This window comes from Burkholderia sp. HI2714, assembly GCF_002223085.1.
GTDB lineage: Bacteria > Pseudomonadota > Gammaproteobacteria > Burkholderiales > Burkholderiaceae > Burkholderia > Burkholderia lata_D.
This window is the reverse complement of sequence record NZ_NKFM01000015.1, coordinates 172,650-189,272: the sequence shown is the minus strand read 5'-3', so window position 1 is coordinate 189,272 and position 16,623 is coordinate 172,650. Positions and strand designations below refer to the sequence as shown.

Sequence of the window (16,623 nt, the reverse complement as noted above, 5' to 3'; positions counted from 1 at the left end):
GCGTTACTTGTGCGCGGGCAGCCCCGTCTCGGTCTGCTTCTCGAGCTGTCGCACCTGCTCCTGCAGATCACGCAGCTGCAACTGCGCGGCCCGCTTCTCGACCTGCAGCGCCTGCGTCTGCTCCTGCGCCGAGCGCTGCCGCTGCGCGACTTCAGCCTGCTGGCTGCGCGCAACGCTCAGGTCGGCCTGCAACTGCTGAGCACGATTCGCCTGCAGCGCGATCACGCGTTCGAGAAACGCCTTCTGCGCCTCCAGCTCGGTGCGGCGGATCTCGATATCGGCGAGTTGTACGGTCTGCTGAACGAAGTTCGCGTACACCATCTCCGCGCGGTTCTTCTCCTGTGACCGGATCACGCGCCACAGACGCTTGTCCTGGAACAGCGCGACGTAGTACGTCATCTCGCGCGGATCGAACATCAGGCTGGCACCGTAGCTGCCGTTGTATGTCGTGCGCATCTCGACGATCCGGCCGTCGTGCAGCATCTGCGTCAGCTCGGCGACGTTGCCTTGTGCGGATGCATCCGTCACAGCCGTGGCGGATGCATCCGTGTCGCCGCGCAGGCTCGTGACTGCCGGACGCGTACCGGCGGCGGGCGCCGTCGCGTCAGCGGCCCAGGTCGCGCCCGCTTGCGCGCAGGCAGCCAGCGCAACGATCCACGTGGCGCATCGTGCAGGGAAAAATTTTCGGAAAACCAACGTCAGACTCCGGCGAACGAATCGGAACTCGCGATTATCGTTCAAAACGAAACGGCCGCATCTCGAATTTGTCGGGATGCGGCCGGCCTTCGTACGACGCGAAGAATACGGCTTGCTACAGGCGGGTTTCGCGCGCCGCGCGCAGGAATGCATCGAGCAGCGGCGTGCAGTCGAGCAGCTCCGAACCGCCGGCGCGATGGAACTCGGGGTGCCACTGCACGCCGACGACGAACGGCGAACGGCGATGGCGAATGCCCTCGATGATCCCGTCGCCGGCCGACACGGCTTCGATGTTCAGATCGCGGCCGAGATCGCGGATCGCCTGGTGGTGGATCGAGTTGACGATCGCTTCGCTGCGCCCCGGGAACATGCTCGCAAGCGTCGACGAATCCGGGAAGCGGATCGCGTGACGATGCTGGTCGTAATGCTCGCTCACGTGCGCATTCGCGGTCGGCACGTCGGTGGCGATGTCCTGGTACAGCGAGCCGCCGAACGCGACGTTGATCAACTGGCAGCCGCGGCATACGCCGAGGACGGGTTTGCCGGATTCGACGAACTCGTGCAGCAACTCGAGCTCGTACATGTCGCGCACGCGATCGCCCGGCCATTCGGGGCGGGCGTCGGATGCGGCATAGGTTTGCGGCGATACGTCGGCGCCCCCCTGCAGCAGCAGGCCGTCGAGATGCTTCGCGTAGTCGCGCAGGCGGATGTTGCTCGGGTGAATCATGCCCTGGTGGCCGACGGTCGGAATCATGAACACGAGCACGTCGCGTGACATGACCCAGTGCGCGATCGATTCCTCGAGATACTGGAGCGTCTTGCCCCGCAGCCCCTTCGCACCCGGTTCCGGATGGAAGATCCGCGCCGACACGCCGATGCGCAGCGTGCGCTGCGTGATGCGCTGGCCGGCACGGTCGAACAGCCGGCGGGCGCGCGCCGCGACGATCCGACCGAATACCGACCACGGCGTGTCGCTCTGCTTCAGATAGGCCGGCGGCGCATTCTGCGCGCTCGCAGGCGGCGGGCGTGGCGTGTCGAAATCAGGCTGCGCGCCGAAACCGGGTGGCGGCGTTCCAGCCTTCGACGGCGCGGCGGCAGCAGCACCATTGATGGCGGCACCGGTCGCACCCGGCTCGGACGCGGCCGTAACCGGTGACGCGCCGTCGGCAGCAACGTTCTGCGCGGCGGCCTGGGCGGCCGGCGCATCGGGCGCTTTCGCCGGATCGGGACGGGGGGAATCGGAAGAAACGGAGGCGTTGCCGGGCAGACCGGCCGGGGAAGGCGTGTTTTCGCTCATGACGATGGTCTGGTACGTCGCTCACGCGTATGGATAAACGAGGATTCATTATGCGTCAGCGCACGATCGAGCGGCAAACCTGCAACATCCTGTCGATATTGTTGCAAGTCGGCGGCAAACTGCGTCGGGGAGCGTCCCCGCCCGCGCGGCGGCTATGCCGATGCGGCACCGCCAGTACTGGACACCAGTGATATATCACAATAATATCCACGCATCGCCCACGTTTCCCGACCGCCTGCGCCATGATCGCGCCCCGTCCAGCCGCCGCGCCGCACCCCGCATGAATGCCCTCGCCGACGTCACCCGCGAGCACCCGGCCGCCCCGACGGCCAGCCTCGCCGACCGCGCGTATGCCCTGATCCAGCGCGACATCATCACGATGCGCCTGAAGCCCGGCGCCGCCCTCAACGAAGCCGACCTCGTCGCCCGCACCCGCATCGGCCGCACGCCGGTGCACCAGGCCGTGCATCGGCTCGTGCTCGAGGGGCTGCTGTCCGTGATGCCGCGCAAGGGATTGATGGTGCAGCCGCTGTCGCTCGACGACATCGTCGCGGTGATCGACGTGCGGCGCATCAACGAAGCACACTGCGCGGAACTCGCCGCGCGCCAAGCGACGCCCGACGATCTCGCGCGCCTGTCCGCGCTGCTCGACGACGGGCAGGCCTGCGTCGACACGCACGACGTCGAAGGCATGATGGAACTCGACCGCGCATTCCACCAGGCGATCGCCGTGGCCGCGCGCAATGCGGTCCTCGCCGACATCCTGCGCGGGCTGCATGAGCGCTCGCTGCGCTTCTGGTTCGTCACGCTGTCCGAACCTCACCATCTCGCCGACGTCCAGCACGAGCACCGTGAACTGTTCGATCGGCTATCCGCGCGTGACGCCGCCGGCGCACGCGCGGCCGTTGAAAGTCATATCGATTCGTTCCGCTCCACGCTTCTTCAACATCTTCGCCCCTGAGCCGCCCATGACCCCTTTCACGCCCTTCCCCCCGCTCGCCCAGCTCGCCGCCGACCTCGCCGCCGGCCGGACCACGAGCCGCGCGCTCGTCGACACCGCGCTTGACCGGATCGCCGATCCGTCGGGCCAGGGCGCGGTCGTCTTCACCGAAGTCGATGCCGACAACGCGCGTGCGGCCGCCGATGCGCACGACCGGCTGCGCGCCGCGGGCACCGTGCTGTCGCCGCTCGCGGGCATTCCGGTGTCGGTCAAGGACCTGTTCGACGTCGCGGGTCAGGTGACGCGTGCAGGTTCGCGCGTGCTCGACGGCGCGCCGGCCGCGCGCACCGACGCGGTCGCCGTCGCGCGGCTCAAGCGCGCGGGCGCGGTGCTGGTCGGCCGCACCAACATGAGCGAGTTCGCGTTCTCGGGGCTCGGGCTGAACCCGCACTTCGGCCATCCACGCTCGCCGTACCACCGCGACGTGCCGGGCGACGCGCGGATTTCCGGCGGCTCGTCGTCCGGCGCGGCCGCGTCCGTCGCCGACGGGATGGCCGCCGTCGCGCTCGGCACCGACACGGGCGGCTCGATCCGCATTCCGGCCGCGCTGTGCGGGCTGACGGGCTTCAAGCCGACCGCGAGCCGGATCCCGACGCAAGGCGGCGTGCCGCTGTCGACGACGCTCGACTCGTTCGGCCCGATCGGCCTGACGGTCGCCTGCTGCGCGCTCGTCGACCGGATGCTCGCGGGCCTCGAGCCGCACGTGCCGGCCGCCCGGCCGCTCGAAGGCGTGCGGCTCGGCGTGCTGACGAACTACGTGACGGACGGCGTCGATGCCGACGTCGCGGCCGCGCTCGACGCCGCGCTCAAGCATCTCGAGGCCGCCGGCGCGATCGTCACGGAAGTGCGTTTCCCCGCGCTCGACCGGCTGCCGGACGTCAACCGCTTCGGCTTCTCGCCGATCGAGGCCTACGCATGGCATCGCCCGCTGCTCGCCAAGCACCGCGACCAGTACGACCCGCGCGTGCTCACGCGGATCCTGAAGGGCGAACCCGCGAGCGCCGCCGACTATCTCGACCTGCTCGCTGCGCGCACGGCGATGCTCGACGAAGCCGCGCACACGGTCTGGTCGCGCTTCGACGCGCTCGTCGCGCCGACGGTGCCGGTCGTGCCGCCGCGTATCGCCGACCTCGAAGCGGACGACGATGCCTTCACGCGCACCAACGCGCTGATCCTGCGCAACCCGAGCGCGTTCAACTTCCTCGACGCATGCGCGTTGTCGCTGCCCTGCCATCCGCGCGACGCGGCCCCGGTCGGGCTAATGCTCGCGGCCGCACCGCATCGCGACGACGCGCTGCTCGCGATCGGCCAGGCGGTCGAGGCCGTGCTGAACACGATCCGCTGAGCGCAGCCAACCGGGCGCCGGCGGACAGGGCGCGCGGTGCGGCAGGTTGCCGCACGCGCGCTGTCAGTTTCGTGCCAGACCGTTCGCGCTAAAATCGCGCGATTGTTTTCCGGACCGACCGACGAGGAACCCCGCCGACATGAACGACTACACGCTTGCACTCCGCCGCGAACGCCGTCTGCTGATGCTGCTCGGATGGGTGTGCATCGCCCTGCTGGCCGGCGCGCTGTACCTGCAGTACGTGAAGAACGAAGACCCGTGCCCCCTGTGCATCATCCAGCGCTACTTCTTCTGCGCGATCGGGATCTTCGCGTTCCTGGCCGCCGGGATCCGCAACTGGCGCGGCGTCTGGGTGCTCGAGCTGCTGATCGCGATCGCCGCGGCCGGCGGCGTCGGCACGGCCGCCCGGCACCTGACGATCCAGATGAATCCGGGCTTCAGCTGCGGCTTCGACACGCTGCAGCCGATCGTCGACAGCCTGCCGCCCGCGCAGTGGTTCCCCGGCATGTTCAAGGTCGCCGGGCTGTGCGAGACCGTCTATCCGCCGATCTTCGGCATCCTGCTGCCCGGCTGGGCGCTGATCGGCTTCGCCGTGATCCTGATCGCGGTCGTCGCGAGCCTCTGGCGCCATCGCCGCAAGCTCGCGGCCTGACCGGCCGGTTTCGACCGGCCTGCGCGCGGCCCGCTCGCCCGGGCCGCACACCTCCGGCCGGTCGCCGCCCGGCTCCGGGGAGCGCCCGTCGGCCCGGCCCGGCGAGCCGCATCCGGCCCGCCAAGCGTAAACACCTACCCCGCCGCCGCCCGGCTCTCCGGGCGAACGCGCATCGCGCGAGTTCCGCGCCCAGCCCCGCCACGCCTGCGTTTCGGCCCGATGTGCACGCATCGGCGCCACGATCCCGCGCGGCGGGCCTATGATCGACATGATCGCCTCCTGATAGCCCGGATCACCGCCCAGCGATGTTCCCGTCGCCTTGCGGTGCTATCTTCGTGACTGGATGGCGATCTACGTGCGCGAGGCCAGGCGGTCTCACCACCCCTGCGTAACGCGCGCCCGATCCGCAATGTCGACTGGATTCATCATGACAACGCAAACCATCCGCATCCGTCACCCTCATGGCGTCCGCGCATCCGGCGGTGCCGTCCGCGCGCGCCGTTCGCGCGCTGCCGCCGCACTGCATCGGCCGTGCGGCCGGCCCGCCTCGCTCCCGTCCGTCATCGTTGCCGTCACGCCCGCCAGCCCGCGCCGCGTGTCGTGCCGCGTCGTCCCGAACGGAGCGTGCTGATGGAAGCCTGGCTCGGCGATCTGCAGCAACTGCTCGCGCACGGCGAAGCGGCCGTGCTCGTGACGGTCGCGCACACCGACGGCTCCGCGCCGCGCGAAGCCGGCACCAAGATGCTCGTCACGCGCGACACGGCCCGCCATACGATCGGCGGCGGTCATCTGGAATGGAAGGCGATCGAGATCGCGCGGCATCTGCTGAAGGATGGCGCGCACGTGCCGCACGCGCGCCGGCTCGAACGGCTCGCGCTCGGCCCGAGCCTCGGCCAGTGCTGCGGCGGCGCCGTGGTGCTCGCGTTCGAGCGGCTCGATGTGGGCGATCTCGGCTGGATCATGTCGCTCGCGAAGCGTGTCGCGGCCGGCGCCGCGACCGTGCGTAGCGTATCATTCGGCCCCTCGCCGGGCGCGCCGCTGTTGAGCGAGCCCGAATCGGAAGCCGCGCGTGCCGACTGCCTGCTGTGGGAAACCGGCGGCGTGTCGCTGATGACCGAAACGATCGCGCCGTATGCGTTCCCCGTCATGCTGTTCGGTGCCGGACACATCGGCACCGCGCTCGTGAAGATACTGGCGACGCTGCCGTGCCACGTGCGCTGGATCGACGGGCCCGATGCGGTGTTCCCGCCGGTCGACACGCTCGCCGGCATCGGCAACCTCGCGATCGAAGCGGCCGCTGCCCCGGCCGACGCGGTCGACGCCGCACCGCCGCAGTCGTACTTCGTCGTGATGACGCACGACCACGCACTCGATTTCGTGCTGGCCGAGCGCATTCTGCGGCGCGGCGACTACGCGTACTTCGGGATGACCGGCTCGCACGCGAAACGCGTGCAGTTCGATCATCGCCTCGCCGCAATCGGCATCGATCCGGCCCAGGTCGCGCGGATGCGCTGCCCGATCGGGGTCGAAGGCATCATCGACAAAGCGCCCGAAGTGATCGCGATCTCGGTGGCTGCGCAATTGCTGCAGGCCGTCGAGGCAAACGCGAATGCGTCCGCGCAGGCTTCCCCTACCTACTGACCGACCAAGAACGACGCCATGACCCCGACATTCAAGGACAAGATTGCCCGCGCGCCGAAAGCGGAGCTGCACATCCATATCGAAGGCTCGCTCGAGCCCGAACTGATCTTTGCGCTCGCGCAGCGCAACGGCGTGAAGCTCGCGTACGACTCGATCGACGCGCTGCGCGCCGCGTACGCGTTCACCGACCTGCAGTCGTTCCTCGACATCTATTACGCCGGCGCGAGCGTGCTGCTGACCGAGCAGGATTTCTACGACATGACGGCCGCGTACTGCGAACGCGCGCTCGCCGACAACGTCGTCCACACCGAGCTGTTCTTCGATCCGCAGACGCACACCGAGCGCGGCGTATCGATCGAGACGGTGGTCGCAGGTATCGAGCGGGCACTCGCCGATGCCGAACAACGCGGGCTGTCGAGCAAGCTGATCCTGTGCTTCCTGCGCCACCTGTCCGAAGAGGACGCGCTCGCGACGTTCGAATCCGCGCTGCCGCTGTTCGAACGCTATCGCCATCGCCTGATCGGCGTCGGCCTCGACTCGTCCGAGCTCGGCCATCCGCCGACGAAGTTCGCACGCGTGTTCGAGAAGGCGCGCGCGCTCGGGCTGAAGCTCGTCGCACACGCTGGCGAGGAAGGCCCGCCCGCCTACATCTACGAAGCGCTCGACGTGCTGAAGGTCGACCGGATCGACCACGGCGTGCGCAGCATCGAGGACGCGGCACTCGTCGAGCGCCTCGCGAAATCGCGCACGGCGCTCACCGTGTGCCCGCTGTCGAACCTGAAGCTGTGCGTGTTCGACGACATGGCGAAGCACACGCTGAAGGCGCTGCTCGATCGCGGCGTCGCGGTGACGATCAACTCCGACGATCCGGCCTATTTCGGCGGCTACGTCAATGAAAACTACTTCGCGACGGCCGAAGGGCTGCAACTCACGGATGCCGAAGTCCATGCGGTGATCCGCAACGGCTTCGAGGCGTCGTTCATCGAACCGGCGCAGCGCGACGCACTGTACGCGCGCCTCGACGCGTACTGGCAGGCCGCGTGACGGCCGGCATCGAGGCACGCTAGACAGATGAAACACGGCAATGGCATCCGCTTCGCGACCACCGGCCCGGCCCTGCGCCGGGACGACCGCGTGCGTGAGCGCGCGGCGACGGCGCTGTTCGTCGTCGCTCGCGCATGCCTGCCGTCGCGATTTGCCGTTTCGCTCGCCGCCGCATCGGTCGTGAGCGCAACGGCTGCGAGGCCCGCCGGCAACCACTCGCTGGCGGCTTCGGCCGCCACGTTCGCCCGCGCAATCGCATCCGGTCGTGCCGCACGCAGCGTGCCGCATCCGCTCGCCAGGCGCCGTCTTGCCCCCGTGCGGCGTCGCCCGTTTTCTTCTGTTCGCCTTACCTTGATGCAGGACCATTCGTCATGACGCAAACCGCTTTCCGTTCCCAGCTGCTGACCTTCAACGGCGACCCGGCGCAATCGAGCCAGGCCGCGAACTACGAGACCGACGGCCTCCTGGTCGTCGACGACGGCAAGGTCGTCGCGGCCGGCCCGTACGCGCAGCTCGCCGCGACGCTCGCGCGCGACGCGATCGTCCATGACCTGCGCGACAAGCTGATCGTGCCCGGCTTCATCGACACGCACATCCACTATCCGCAGACGGACATGATCGCGTCGCCGGCGCCGGGCCTGCTGCCGTGGCTGGACAAATACACGTTCCCGACCGAGCGCCAGTTCGGCGATCCCGAGCATGCGCGCGAAGTCGCCGACTTCTTCGTCGACGAACTGCTCGCCTGCGGCACGACGAGCGCGCTCGTCTACTGCACGGTGCACAAGCAGTCGGCCGATGCGCTGTTCGCGGCGAGCGATGCGCGCGACCTGCGGATGATCGCGGGCAAGGTGCTGATGGACCGCAACTGCCCCGAATTCCTGCGCGATACCGCGCAATCGGGTTATGACGACAGTGCCGAGCTGATCGACCGCTGGCACGGCAAGGGCCGCCAGATGTATGCGCTCACGCCGCGCTTCGCGCCGACGTCGACCGAGGCACAGCTCGAGGCGTGCAGCGAGCTCGCGCGCCGCCATCCGGACGTGTTCGTGCAGAGCCACGTCGCGGAGAACGTCGACGAGGTGAAATGGGTGGCCGAGCTGTTCCCCGGCCATCGCAGCTATCTCGACATCTACGACCGCTACGGGCTGCTGCGTCCGCGCGCGGTGTACGGCCACTGCATCCATCTCGACGACGAGGACCGCCGCCGGATGGCCGAGACGCGCACCGTCGTCGCGCACTGCCCGACGTCGAACTTCTTCCTCGGCAGCGGGCTGTTCGATTTCGACAAGGCCGGCGAATACGACGTGCCCGTCACGCTCGCGACCGACGTCGGCGGCGGCACGTCGTTCTCGATGCTGCAGACGATGAACGAAGCGCACAAGGTCGCACGGCTGTCGGGCCACCACCTGACCGCGACGCGGATGTTCTGGCTCGCGACGGCCGGCGCCGCGCAGGCACTCGACCTCGCCGATACGGTCGGCACGCTCGCACCGCGCACCGAGGCCGACTTCGTCGTGCTCGATCCGCAGGCCACGCCGCTGCTCGCGCGCCGCACGAAGCGCGCGGATTCGCTCGAGGAGCTGCTGTTCGCATTCGCGCTGCTCGGCGACGACCGCGCGGTGTACCGCACCTATGCGGCCGGCAACCTCGTCCACGAGCGCGGCGCGGCACGCCGCCCCGCCGCGTAACGACCTGCCGGGGTTCGCCCCGGCACGCGTGGGCATCCACCGCCGCGCGCGCCGGGCCGCCGAGACTGCCGTACGCCGATCCCGCCCCGACTCCGGGCACAGCGCCCGCCAACCGCTTTCCCGCGCGCAACGCACCGTGCTAGAATTCGCCGCTCATTGGGGAGTAGCCGCTCCGCTCGATGTCCCGCGCTCCCGGCGCGCATCGTGACGGAGGCGTCCGTCAACAGACTTGGCCGTACGGCCATGGCGGACGCAGCCACCTAGGCCTGGCGAGACCGATGGTTCACAGCGCGTCGCATCAGGGCCCGGCGCGCGGTGGATCGTCGCTCGCACGCACAACATCGGCCCGTGGAACCCCATACGTGTCTCAAGCCTTCCTGATCTCCACCGGCGCCGTCGCCCTCGCTGAAATCGGCGACAAGACCCAACTGCTTTCCCTCGTACTGGCCGCGCGCTATCGCAAGCCGGTGCCGATCATTCTCGGCGTGCTCGTCGCGACGCTCGTGAACCACGGTTTCGCCGGCGCGCTCGGCGAATGGCTCGGCGTGCTCGTCACACCGTCGATCATGCGCTGGGCGCTCGCGTTCTCGTTCATCGCGATGGGGTTGTGGATCCTCGTGCCGGACAAGCTCGATGCCGACGAAGCCAATGCCAACCGCTCGCGGCTCGGCGTGTTCGGTGCGACCCTCGTCGCATTCTTCCTCGCGGAAATGGGCGACAAGACGCAGATCGCGACCGTCGCGCTGGCCGCGCGCTTCCAGGACTACATCGGTGTCGTGGCCGGCACGACGTTCGGGATGATGCTCGCGAACGTGCCCGCGATCCTGCTCGGCGACCGCTTCGCGCATCGCCTGCCGACGAAGCTCGTGCACGCGATCGCAGCCGTGCTGTTCGTCGTGCTCGGCGCGCTGGCGCTGCTGGGTATCGGGGTCTGACGGAAGGGCATGACCGGCGCGGCCGGACGGCCGCGCCGAGAAGGACACCGCGTTACTTCGCGGCGGCACCCGAAGCGGGCGCCACCGGCACCGCGCGCTCGTTGGCGGCCGGCGCCGCCGGGCCGCCGCGCTTGTCGACCGGCAGCCGGACCGAACGGACCGCGCCGTTGGACAGCGGGAAATCGGCGAGCGCGCTGCGCGCGAGAAACGGCATCGCATACAGCAGCGTGCCGTTGTCGCCGGTCGTGCGCGCGGACACGTTGTACACCTCCTTGCCCGTCGCGCGCTCGGTGATGCGGATGCCGAGCGTGTAGTCGAACACCTGGTACGTCTGCGCGACGTAACCGGCCGGCATCGGCCCCCAGGGACCCCACGGGCCCCACGGCCCGCGCCGCCAGTACGGCCCGGGCGCGAACCACGGATCGTAATAGACCGGTTGCGGTACCGTCACGAGATCACTGCCGACCGCATAGGTCAGCCCCACGAGATATCGCGCCTGCGCCTGCGGCACCTGCCGGAACGCATACGTCGACAACTCGTTCGCGACGATCGGCTCGTAGGTCGACTGCTCGATGCTGTTCTTCTGCGCCTCGGTGCGCGTGAACGCATAGGTGCGTGTCGCGTCACTGCCGCTCCAGTCGGAGAAGGCCGTGACCTGGGTCGTCACGTAGCTGGTGCAGCCGGTCAGCAGCGCCACGCACAGCACCGCCGCCCAGCCCGCACCGCGTTGAATCCATTCGCGTTTCATGTTGATCCTCTTCGATCCGTCACCCGTTCGTCGCACCGCGCGAACCGTAACGGGATGCCGATAATACGCGGACTCCCGGAACCGGTAAAAAGTTCGCCCAGCACGCGGCCGCCAGCCTTTGTACAATGGCCCGGTTCGCCTGGCCCGTGCCACGGGCCCGTCCCCCACTCCACCGATCTCGACGACCATGTCCGACAACGCCTCTTCCACCGTGATCCGCCGCGCCGACTACACGCCGCCGGCCTTCCTCATCGATTCCGTCGCGCTCGAATTCGATCTCGCGCCGGCCCGTACGATCGTCAGGAACACGATGCGCGTGCGCCGCAATCCGGACGCCGCGCCCGCGCCGCACCTGGAGCTGATGGGCGAAGCGCTCGAATTCCTCGGCGCACACCTGGACGGCGCGCCGCATGGCGCCGTGCGCGCGCACGAACACGGGCTGACCGTCGAGAACGTCCCCGAAGCCTTCGAGCTGACGCTCGAAAGCGCATGCGCACCCGACCAGAATACGACGCTGTCCGGCCTCTATGTGTCGAGCGGCAACTTCTTCACGCAGTGCGAAGCCGAAGGTTTCCGCCGCATCACCTACTTCCTCGATCGCCCCGACGTGATGGCGTCGTATACGGTGACGCTGCGCGCCGACAGGGCCGCGTACCCGGTGCTGCTGTCGAACGGCAACCTCGTTGATTCGGGCGACCTGCCCGACGGCCGTCACTTCGCGAAATGGGAAGACCCGTTCCGCAAGCCGAGCTACCTGTTCGCGCTGGTCGCGGGCAAGCTCGTCGCGATCGAGGAAACGATCACGACCGGCTCGGGCAAGGAAAAGCTGTTGCAGGTCTGGGTCGAGCCGGCCGATCTCGACAAGACGCGCCACGCGATGGATTCGCTGATCCACTCGATCCGCTGGGACGAAAAGCGCTTCGGACTCGAGCTCGATCTCGACCGCTTCATGATCGTCGCGGTCGGCGACTTCAACATGGGCGCGATGGAGAACAAGGGGCTCAACATCTTCAACACGAAGTACGTGCTGGCGAACCCCGAGACCGCGACCGATACCGACTTCGCGAACATCGAATCGGTGGTCGGCCACGAGTACTTCCACAACTGGACCGGCAACCGCGTGACCTGCCGCGACTGGTTCCAGCTGAGCCTGAAGGAAGGCCTGACGGTGTTCCGCGACCAGGAATTCTCGGCCGACATGGCCGCGGGCGACGACCTCGAATCGGCGGCCCGCGCGGTCAAGCGCATCGAGGACGTGCGCGTGCTGCGCCAGTTGCAGTTCGCCGAGGACGCGGGCCCGATGGCGCATCCGGTGCGCCCGGAAAGCTACGTCGAGATCAACAACTTCTACACGATGACGGTCTACGAGAAAGGCTCGGAAGTCGTGCGGATGTACCAGACGCTGTTCGGCCGCGACGGCTTCCGCAAGGGGATGGACCTGTACTTCAAGCGCCATGACGGGCACGCCGTGACCTGCGACGACTTCCGTCACGCAATGGCCGACGCGAACGGGCGCGACCTCGCGCAGTTCGAGCGCTGGTACAGCCAGGCCGGCACGCCGCGCGTGTCGGTGCGCACCGCGTACGACGCGGCCGCACGCCGCTACACGGTGACGCTCGCGCAGGGCTACGGCGACGGGTCGCCGGCCGCACGCGAAACGCAGCAAGGGCCGCTGCTGATCCCGTTCGCGATCGGCCTGATCGGCCGCGACGGCCGCGACCTGCCGCTGCGTCTCGACGGCGAAGCCGCCGCCGCAGGCACGACGCGCGTGCTCGACTTCACCGACACCGAGCAGACCTTCACGTTCGTCGACGTACCGGAACAACCGCTGCCGTCGCTGCTGCGCAATTTCTCGTCGCCGGTGATCGTCGAGTACGACTACAGCGACGATGACCTCGCGTTCCTGCTCGCGCACGACAGCGATCCGTTCAACCGCTGGGAAGCCGGCCAGCGCCTCGCGACGCGCGCGCTGCTGACGCTCGCCGCGCGTGCGGCCGCGAACGAGCCGCTCACGCTCGGCGAGAACTTCGTCGCCGCCTTCCGCCGCGTGCTGACCGACGCGACGCTGTCGCCGGCATTCCGCGAACTCGCGCTGACGCTGCCGTCGGAAACCTACCTCGCCGACCAGATGGCGGAAGCCGATCCGGCCGCCGTGCATCGCGCACGCCAGTTCGTGCGCCGCCAGCTCGCCACCGCGCTGCGCGCGGATTGGCTCGCCGCATACGAGCAGCACCAGACGCCCGGCGCCTACGAACCGACGCCGGAGGCCTCCGGCCGCCGCGCGCTGAAGAACCTCGCGCTCGCGTATCTCGCCGAACTCGAGGATCCGGCCGATGCGGTGCGCCTCGCGACCGCGCAATACGATGCGGCGAACAACATGACCGATCGCGCGGCAGCGCTCGGCGCGCTGCTGTCCGCCGCGGCCGCCGGCGCGACCGAACCGGCCGAGCACGCGCTCGACGATTTCTATCGTCGCTTCGAGAAGGAAGCGCTCGTGATCGACAAGTGGTTCGCAATGCAGGCGGCACAACGCGGCACGCCCGCGCAGCCGACGCTCGCAAAGGTTCGCAAGCTGCTCGCGCACCCGGCGTTCAACCTGAAGAATCCGAACCGCGCCCGCTCGCTGATCTTCAGCTTCTGCGCGGCCAACCCCGCGCAATTCCACGCGGCCGACGGTTCGGGTTACGCGTTCTGGGCCGAACAGGTGCTCGCGCTCGACGCGATCAACCCACAGGTCGCGGCGCGCCTCGCCCGCTCGCTCGAACTGTGGCGCCGCTTCACGCCGGCACTGCGCGACCGGATGCGCGAAGCGCTCGAGCAAGTCGCCGCCGGCGCAAAATCGCGTGACGTGCGCGAGATCGTCGAGAAGGCGCTCGCGTAACGCCATCTCCCGCATCGCGCCTGCGCGATACAGCCGGTGCCGCCCGTCGCGGCGCCGGCTTTTTTATGGTCTGAAGACTGCTGGAAGCACGCGCAATCGCGGGGCCGACCGCGCCGCCTGCCGCTGGCGTCAAGCGCGTCCCGCCGATTTCCACCACCGGAAAACCGGGCCGGGCCAGCCGCCCGGCCATGTAACCGGACGAAAAAAGCCGGTGGCACGGGAGGCGCGGCGGGTAAAATTGCGGCTATTCAAGGATTCTTTTGGCCTTCTGGAGTCTGTCATGTCCATTGCCCGCCGCACCACGCTGTCGAAGTTCCTGATCGAACAGCAACGTGAGACCAACAACCTCCCCGCCGACCTGCGCCTGCTGATCGAAGTCGTCGCACGCGCGTGCAAGGCGATCAGCTACAACGTGTCGAAGGGCGCGCTCGGCGAAGCACTCGGCACCGCCGGCAGCGAGAACGTCCAGGGCGAAGTGCAGAAGAAGCTCGACATCCTGTCGAACGAAATCCTGCTCGACGCGAACGAATGGGGCGGCAACCTTGCCGCGATGGCATCGGAAGAAATGGAAACGTTCTTCCCGATCCCGGCGAACTACCCGCGCGGCGAATACCTGCTCGTGTTCGATCCGCTCGACGGCTCGTCGAACATCGACGTGAACGTGTCGATCGGCACGATCTTCTCGGTGCTGCGCTGCCCGGACGGCAAGCAGGCGACCGAGGAATCGTTCCTGCAGCCGGGCACGGAGCAGGTCGCGGCCGGTTACGCGGTGTACGGCCCGCAGACGGTGTTCGTGCTGACGACCGGCAACGGCGTGAACTGCTTCACGCTCGACCGCGAAGTCGGCTCGTGGGTGCTCACGCAGAGCAACATGCAGATTCCCGAAGAGACGCGCGAATACGCGATCAACGCATCGAACGCGCGCCACTGGTACGACCCGGTCAAGCGCTACGTCGACGAGCTGAACGCCGGCAAGGACGGCCCGCGCGGTGACAACTTCAACATGCGCTGGATCGCATCGATGGTGGCCGACGTGCACCGGATCCTGAACCGCGGCGGCATCTTCATGTACCCGGCCGACAAGCGCACGCCCGATCGTCCGGGCAAGCTGCGCCTGATGTACGAAGCGAACCCGATGTCGTTCATCGTCGAACAGGCGGGCGGCGCGGCGACGACCGGCACGCAGCGCATCATGGAAGTGCAGCCGACGGGCCTGCATCAGCGCGTCCCGGTGTTCCTCGGTTCGAAGAACGAAGTCGAGCGCGTGACGGGCTACCATCAAGAAAAGCAATAAATTTGCACTGCAGCACTAGACAGTGTCGCGCGACATACGTAGAATCGCGGCTCTCGATGTGACCCCAACGGGTCACATCGCAGTGAAACGAAGCGGGAAGTTTGCCGAGTCGATGCGTTTCGCGAAAACAGCAGCAGCAAGCTGAAAAAATTTCGCAAAACCTATTGCCAAGGTCTCAGATTTCACCTTATAATTTCGTTTCTCTGATGCCGGTGTAGCTCAGTTGGTAGAGCAGCGCATTCGTAATGCGAAGGTCGTAGGTTCGACTCCTATCTCCGGCACCAAGTTATAAAGGGCTGACAAGCAATGCTTGTCAGCCCTTTTCTCATTCCGGGCGCCGAATCGTGCGCCGCCCTTCTTCCCCCCCGCGTCCGCTCCGCTTGCGGGCATCACCCGACTCCCGCGCCGCACGCCGCCGATTACAATCGCCGGACCATTCCGCCCTTTCCGAGCATCATGCGCACCTGGCGTCTCGAGCGACCGAACCTCACCGGGCAACTGGACGTATCGCGTGCGACACGCCTCGTCGCCGCGATCGGCGGCAACGAGCCCAACGCATTCGCAGCCGAAGTGCTGAAGCTGTTCGACGATGCGCTGTCGGTCACGCAATGCGCGATCTTCGCGTACGAGTTCGGCAACCGCCCGCGCACGCTATCCGTCGCCGACCATCGCGGCGGCCGCTACCTGCGCGACGTGGCCGACACCTACGCGCGACACTTCTACGCGCTCGACGGCAACCAGAAGATCATATCGAGCGCGCATCGCGGCACGCGCCGCCACGACCTGCTGCTGCACCAGCAGGCGGGCGACGAGATCGATCATGACGCGTATCGAGCGGCCTGCTACCGCGGCCCCGACGTGTCCGACCGGCTGTCGCTGCTGACGCAGCCCGACGATGCGAGCTGGCTGTCGATCAACCTGTACCGCGCACATCGCAGCGGCGCGTTCCAGCCGCGCGAGATCGCGGAGATCGAAGCGCTCGCGCTGCTGATCGCGCAGGCCGCGAAGCATCATTACGCGCTCGCCGGCGCGGCGCAGACCGCGATCCCGCAACGGATGCTCGCGCGGCTGCGCAGCGCGTGCCCGGCGCTGTCCAAGCGCGAACTCGATGTACTGCGCGGCGTGCTCGAAGGCCAGACCGCGCACGAGATCGGCGAGACGATCGGCGTGAAGGCGTCGAGCGTCGTCACGTACCAGAAACGCGCATACCGGCGCCTGGGCATCTCGAGCCAGCGCCAGCTGTTCGCGCTCTGCCTGCAGCCCTGAACCGAACCGGCCGGTGATGACCGAATCGGGGTAAATCCCGGTCGGCCTGCTGTACCCGGAATGGGGACAGCGGATTTCCGCGCGGCTTCCATACTGCTTCGACTGCCTGCGCGCGTTGCCCCGGCACGCGTGCACG

Annotated in this window: 13 protein-coding genes, 1 tRNA gene and 1 riboswitch; of the genes, 11 read left to right on the top strand and 3 right to left on the bottom strand. The window is 68.1% G+C overall.

What is annotated here, in order from left to right:
- Positions 1 to 3: 3 nt before the first annotated feature.
- Both CFB82_RS05430 and CFB82_RS05425 read right to left on the bottom strand, forming a co-directional pair.
- A complete protein-coding gene (locus CFB82_RS05430; protein WP_069247414.1) occupies positions 4 to 696 on the bottom strand; it encodes a DUF2968 domain-containing protein in 693 nt (230 codons plus the stop codon).
- Between the two features lie 115 nt (positions 697 to 811).
- Positions 812 to 1,993, bottom strand: coding sequence for a gamma-glutamyl-gamma-aminobutyrate hydrolase family protein (locus CFB82_RS05425; RefSeq protein ID WP_069247413.1), 1,182 nt, complete (start codon positions 1,991 to 1,993; stop codon positions 812 to 814).
- Between the two features lie 280 nt (positions 1,994 to 2,273).
- Between CFB82_RS05425 and CFB82_RS05415 the strand changes: the two genes are divergently transcribed.
- The 7 genes from CFB82_RS05415 to CFB82_RS05370 all read left to right on the top strand — a co-directional run bounded on the left by CFB82_RS05415 (position 2,274) and on the right by CFB82_RS05370 (position 10,298).
- Positions 2,274 to 2,954, top strand: coding sequence for a GntR family transcriptional regulator (locus tag CFB82_RS05415; protein ID WP_069247412.1), 681 nt, complete (start codon positions 2,274 to 2,276; stop codon positions 2,952 to 2,954).
- Positions 2,955 to 2,961: 7 nt separating this feature from the next.
- The gene (locus CFB82_RS05410; RefSeq protein ID WP_089483551.1) at positions 2,962 to 4,338 is read left to right on the top strand and encodes an amidase; all 1,377 of its coding nucleotides are present in this window, start codon (positions 2,962 to 2,964) and stop codon (positions 4,336 to 4,338) included.
- A 139-nt stretch (positions 4,339 to 4,477) separates the two neighbouring features.
- Positions 4,478 to 4,990 carry a disulfide bond formation protein B gene (locus tag CFB82_RS05405; protein ID WP_069247410.1) on the top strand — a complete coding sequence of 171 codons (513 nt, stop codon included), beginning with the start codon at positions 4,478 to 4,480 and terminating at the stop codon, positions 4,988 to 4,990.
- A gap of 630 nt (positions 4,991 to 5,620) precedes the next feature.
- On the top strand, positions 5,621 to 6,631 hold the full coding sequence (gene xdhC, locus CFB82_RS05395; RefSeq protein WP_069249237.1) for a xanthine dehydrogenase accessory protein XdhC: 1,011 nt from the start codon (positions 5,621 to 5,623) through the stop codon (positions 6,629 to 6,631).
- A gap of 18 nt (positions 6,632 to 6,649) precedes the next feature.
- A complete protein-coding gene (locus CFB82_RS05390; RefSeq protein WP_069247409.1) occupies positions 6,650 to 7,675 on the top strand; it encodes an adenosine deaminase in 1,026 nt (341 codons plus the stop codon).
- Positions 7,676 to 8,046: 371 nt separating this feature from the next.
- Positions 8,047 to 9,363: a guanine deaminase gene (gene guaD / locus CFB82_RS05380; RefSeq protein WP_069247407.1), complete on the top strand. Its 1,317-nt coding sequence runs from the start codon at positions 8,047 to 8,049 to the stop codon at positions 9,361 to 9,363.
- Between the two features lie 146 nt (positions 9,364 to 9,509).
- Positions 9,510 to 9,647, top strand: a riboswitch (yybP-ykoY riboswitch).
- 78 nt (positions 9,648 to 9,725) lie between these two features.
- Entirely contained in the window at positions 9,726 to 10,298 is a 573-nt protein-coding gene (locus tag CFB82_RS05370; RefSeq protein ID WP_046545165.1) for a TMEM165/GDT1 family protein, read from the top strand.
- 52 nt (positions 10,299 to 10,350) lie between these two features.
- Here CFB82_RS05370 and CFB82_RS05365 read toward each other — a convergent pair whose 3' ends face one another.
- Positions 10,351 to 11,046: a DUF4136 domain-containing protein gene (locus CFB82_RS05365; protein ID WP_069247406.1), complete on the bottom strand. Its 696-nt coding sequence runs from the start codon at positions 11,044 to 11,046 to the stop codon at positions 10,351 to 10,353.
- A gap of 187 nt (positions 11,047 to 11,233) precedes the next feature.
- On the opposite strand from CFB82_RS05365, the gene pepN reads away from it, so the two are divergent.
- The 4 genes from pepN (at position 11,234) to CFB82_RS05345 (ending at position 16,487) form a co-directional block, all read left to right on the top strand.
- Positions 11,234 to 13,927, top strand: a complete 2,694-nt coding sequence (pepN, locus tag CFB82_RS05360; protein WP_069247405.1) for an aminopeptidase N — start codon at positions 11,234 to 11,236, stop codon at positions 13,925 to 13,927.
- A 280-nt stretch (positions 13,928 to 14,207) separates the two neighbouring features.
- A complete protein-coding gene (locus CFB82_RS05355) occupies positions 14,208 to 15,221 on the top strand; it encodes a class 1 fructose-bisphosphatase (protein WP_069247404.1) in 1,014 nt (337 codons plus the stop codon).
- 208 nt (positions 15,222 to 15,429) lie between these two features.
- Positions 15,430 to 15,505: transfer RNA gene (locus CFB82_RS05350), tRNA-Thr, on the top strand.
- Positions 15,506 to 15,677: 172 nt separating this feature from the next.
- Positions 15,678 to 16,487 (top strand): helix-turn-helix transcriptional regulator, encoded by an 810-nt coding sequence (locus CFB82_RS05345; RefSeq protein ID WP_069247403.1) that lies wholly within the window; start codon positions 15,678 to 15,680, stop codon positions 16,485 to 16,487.
- Positions 16,488 to 16,623 lie beyond the last annotated feature (136 nt).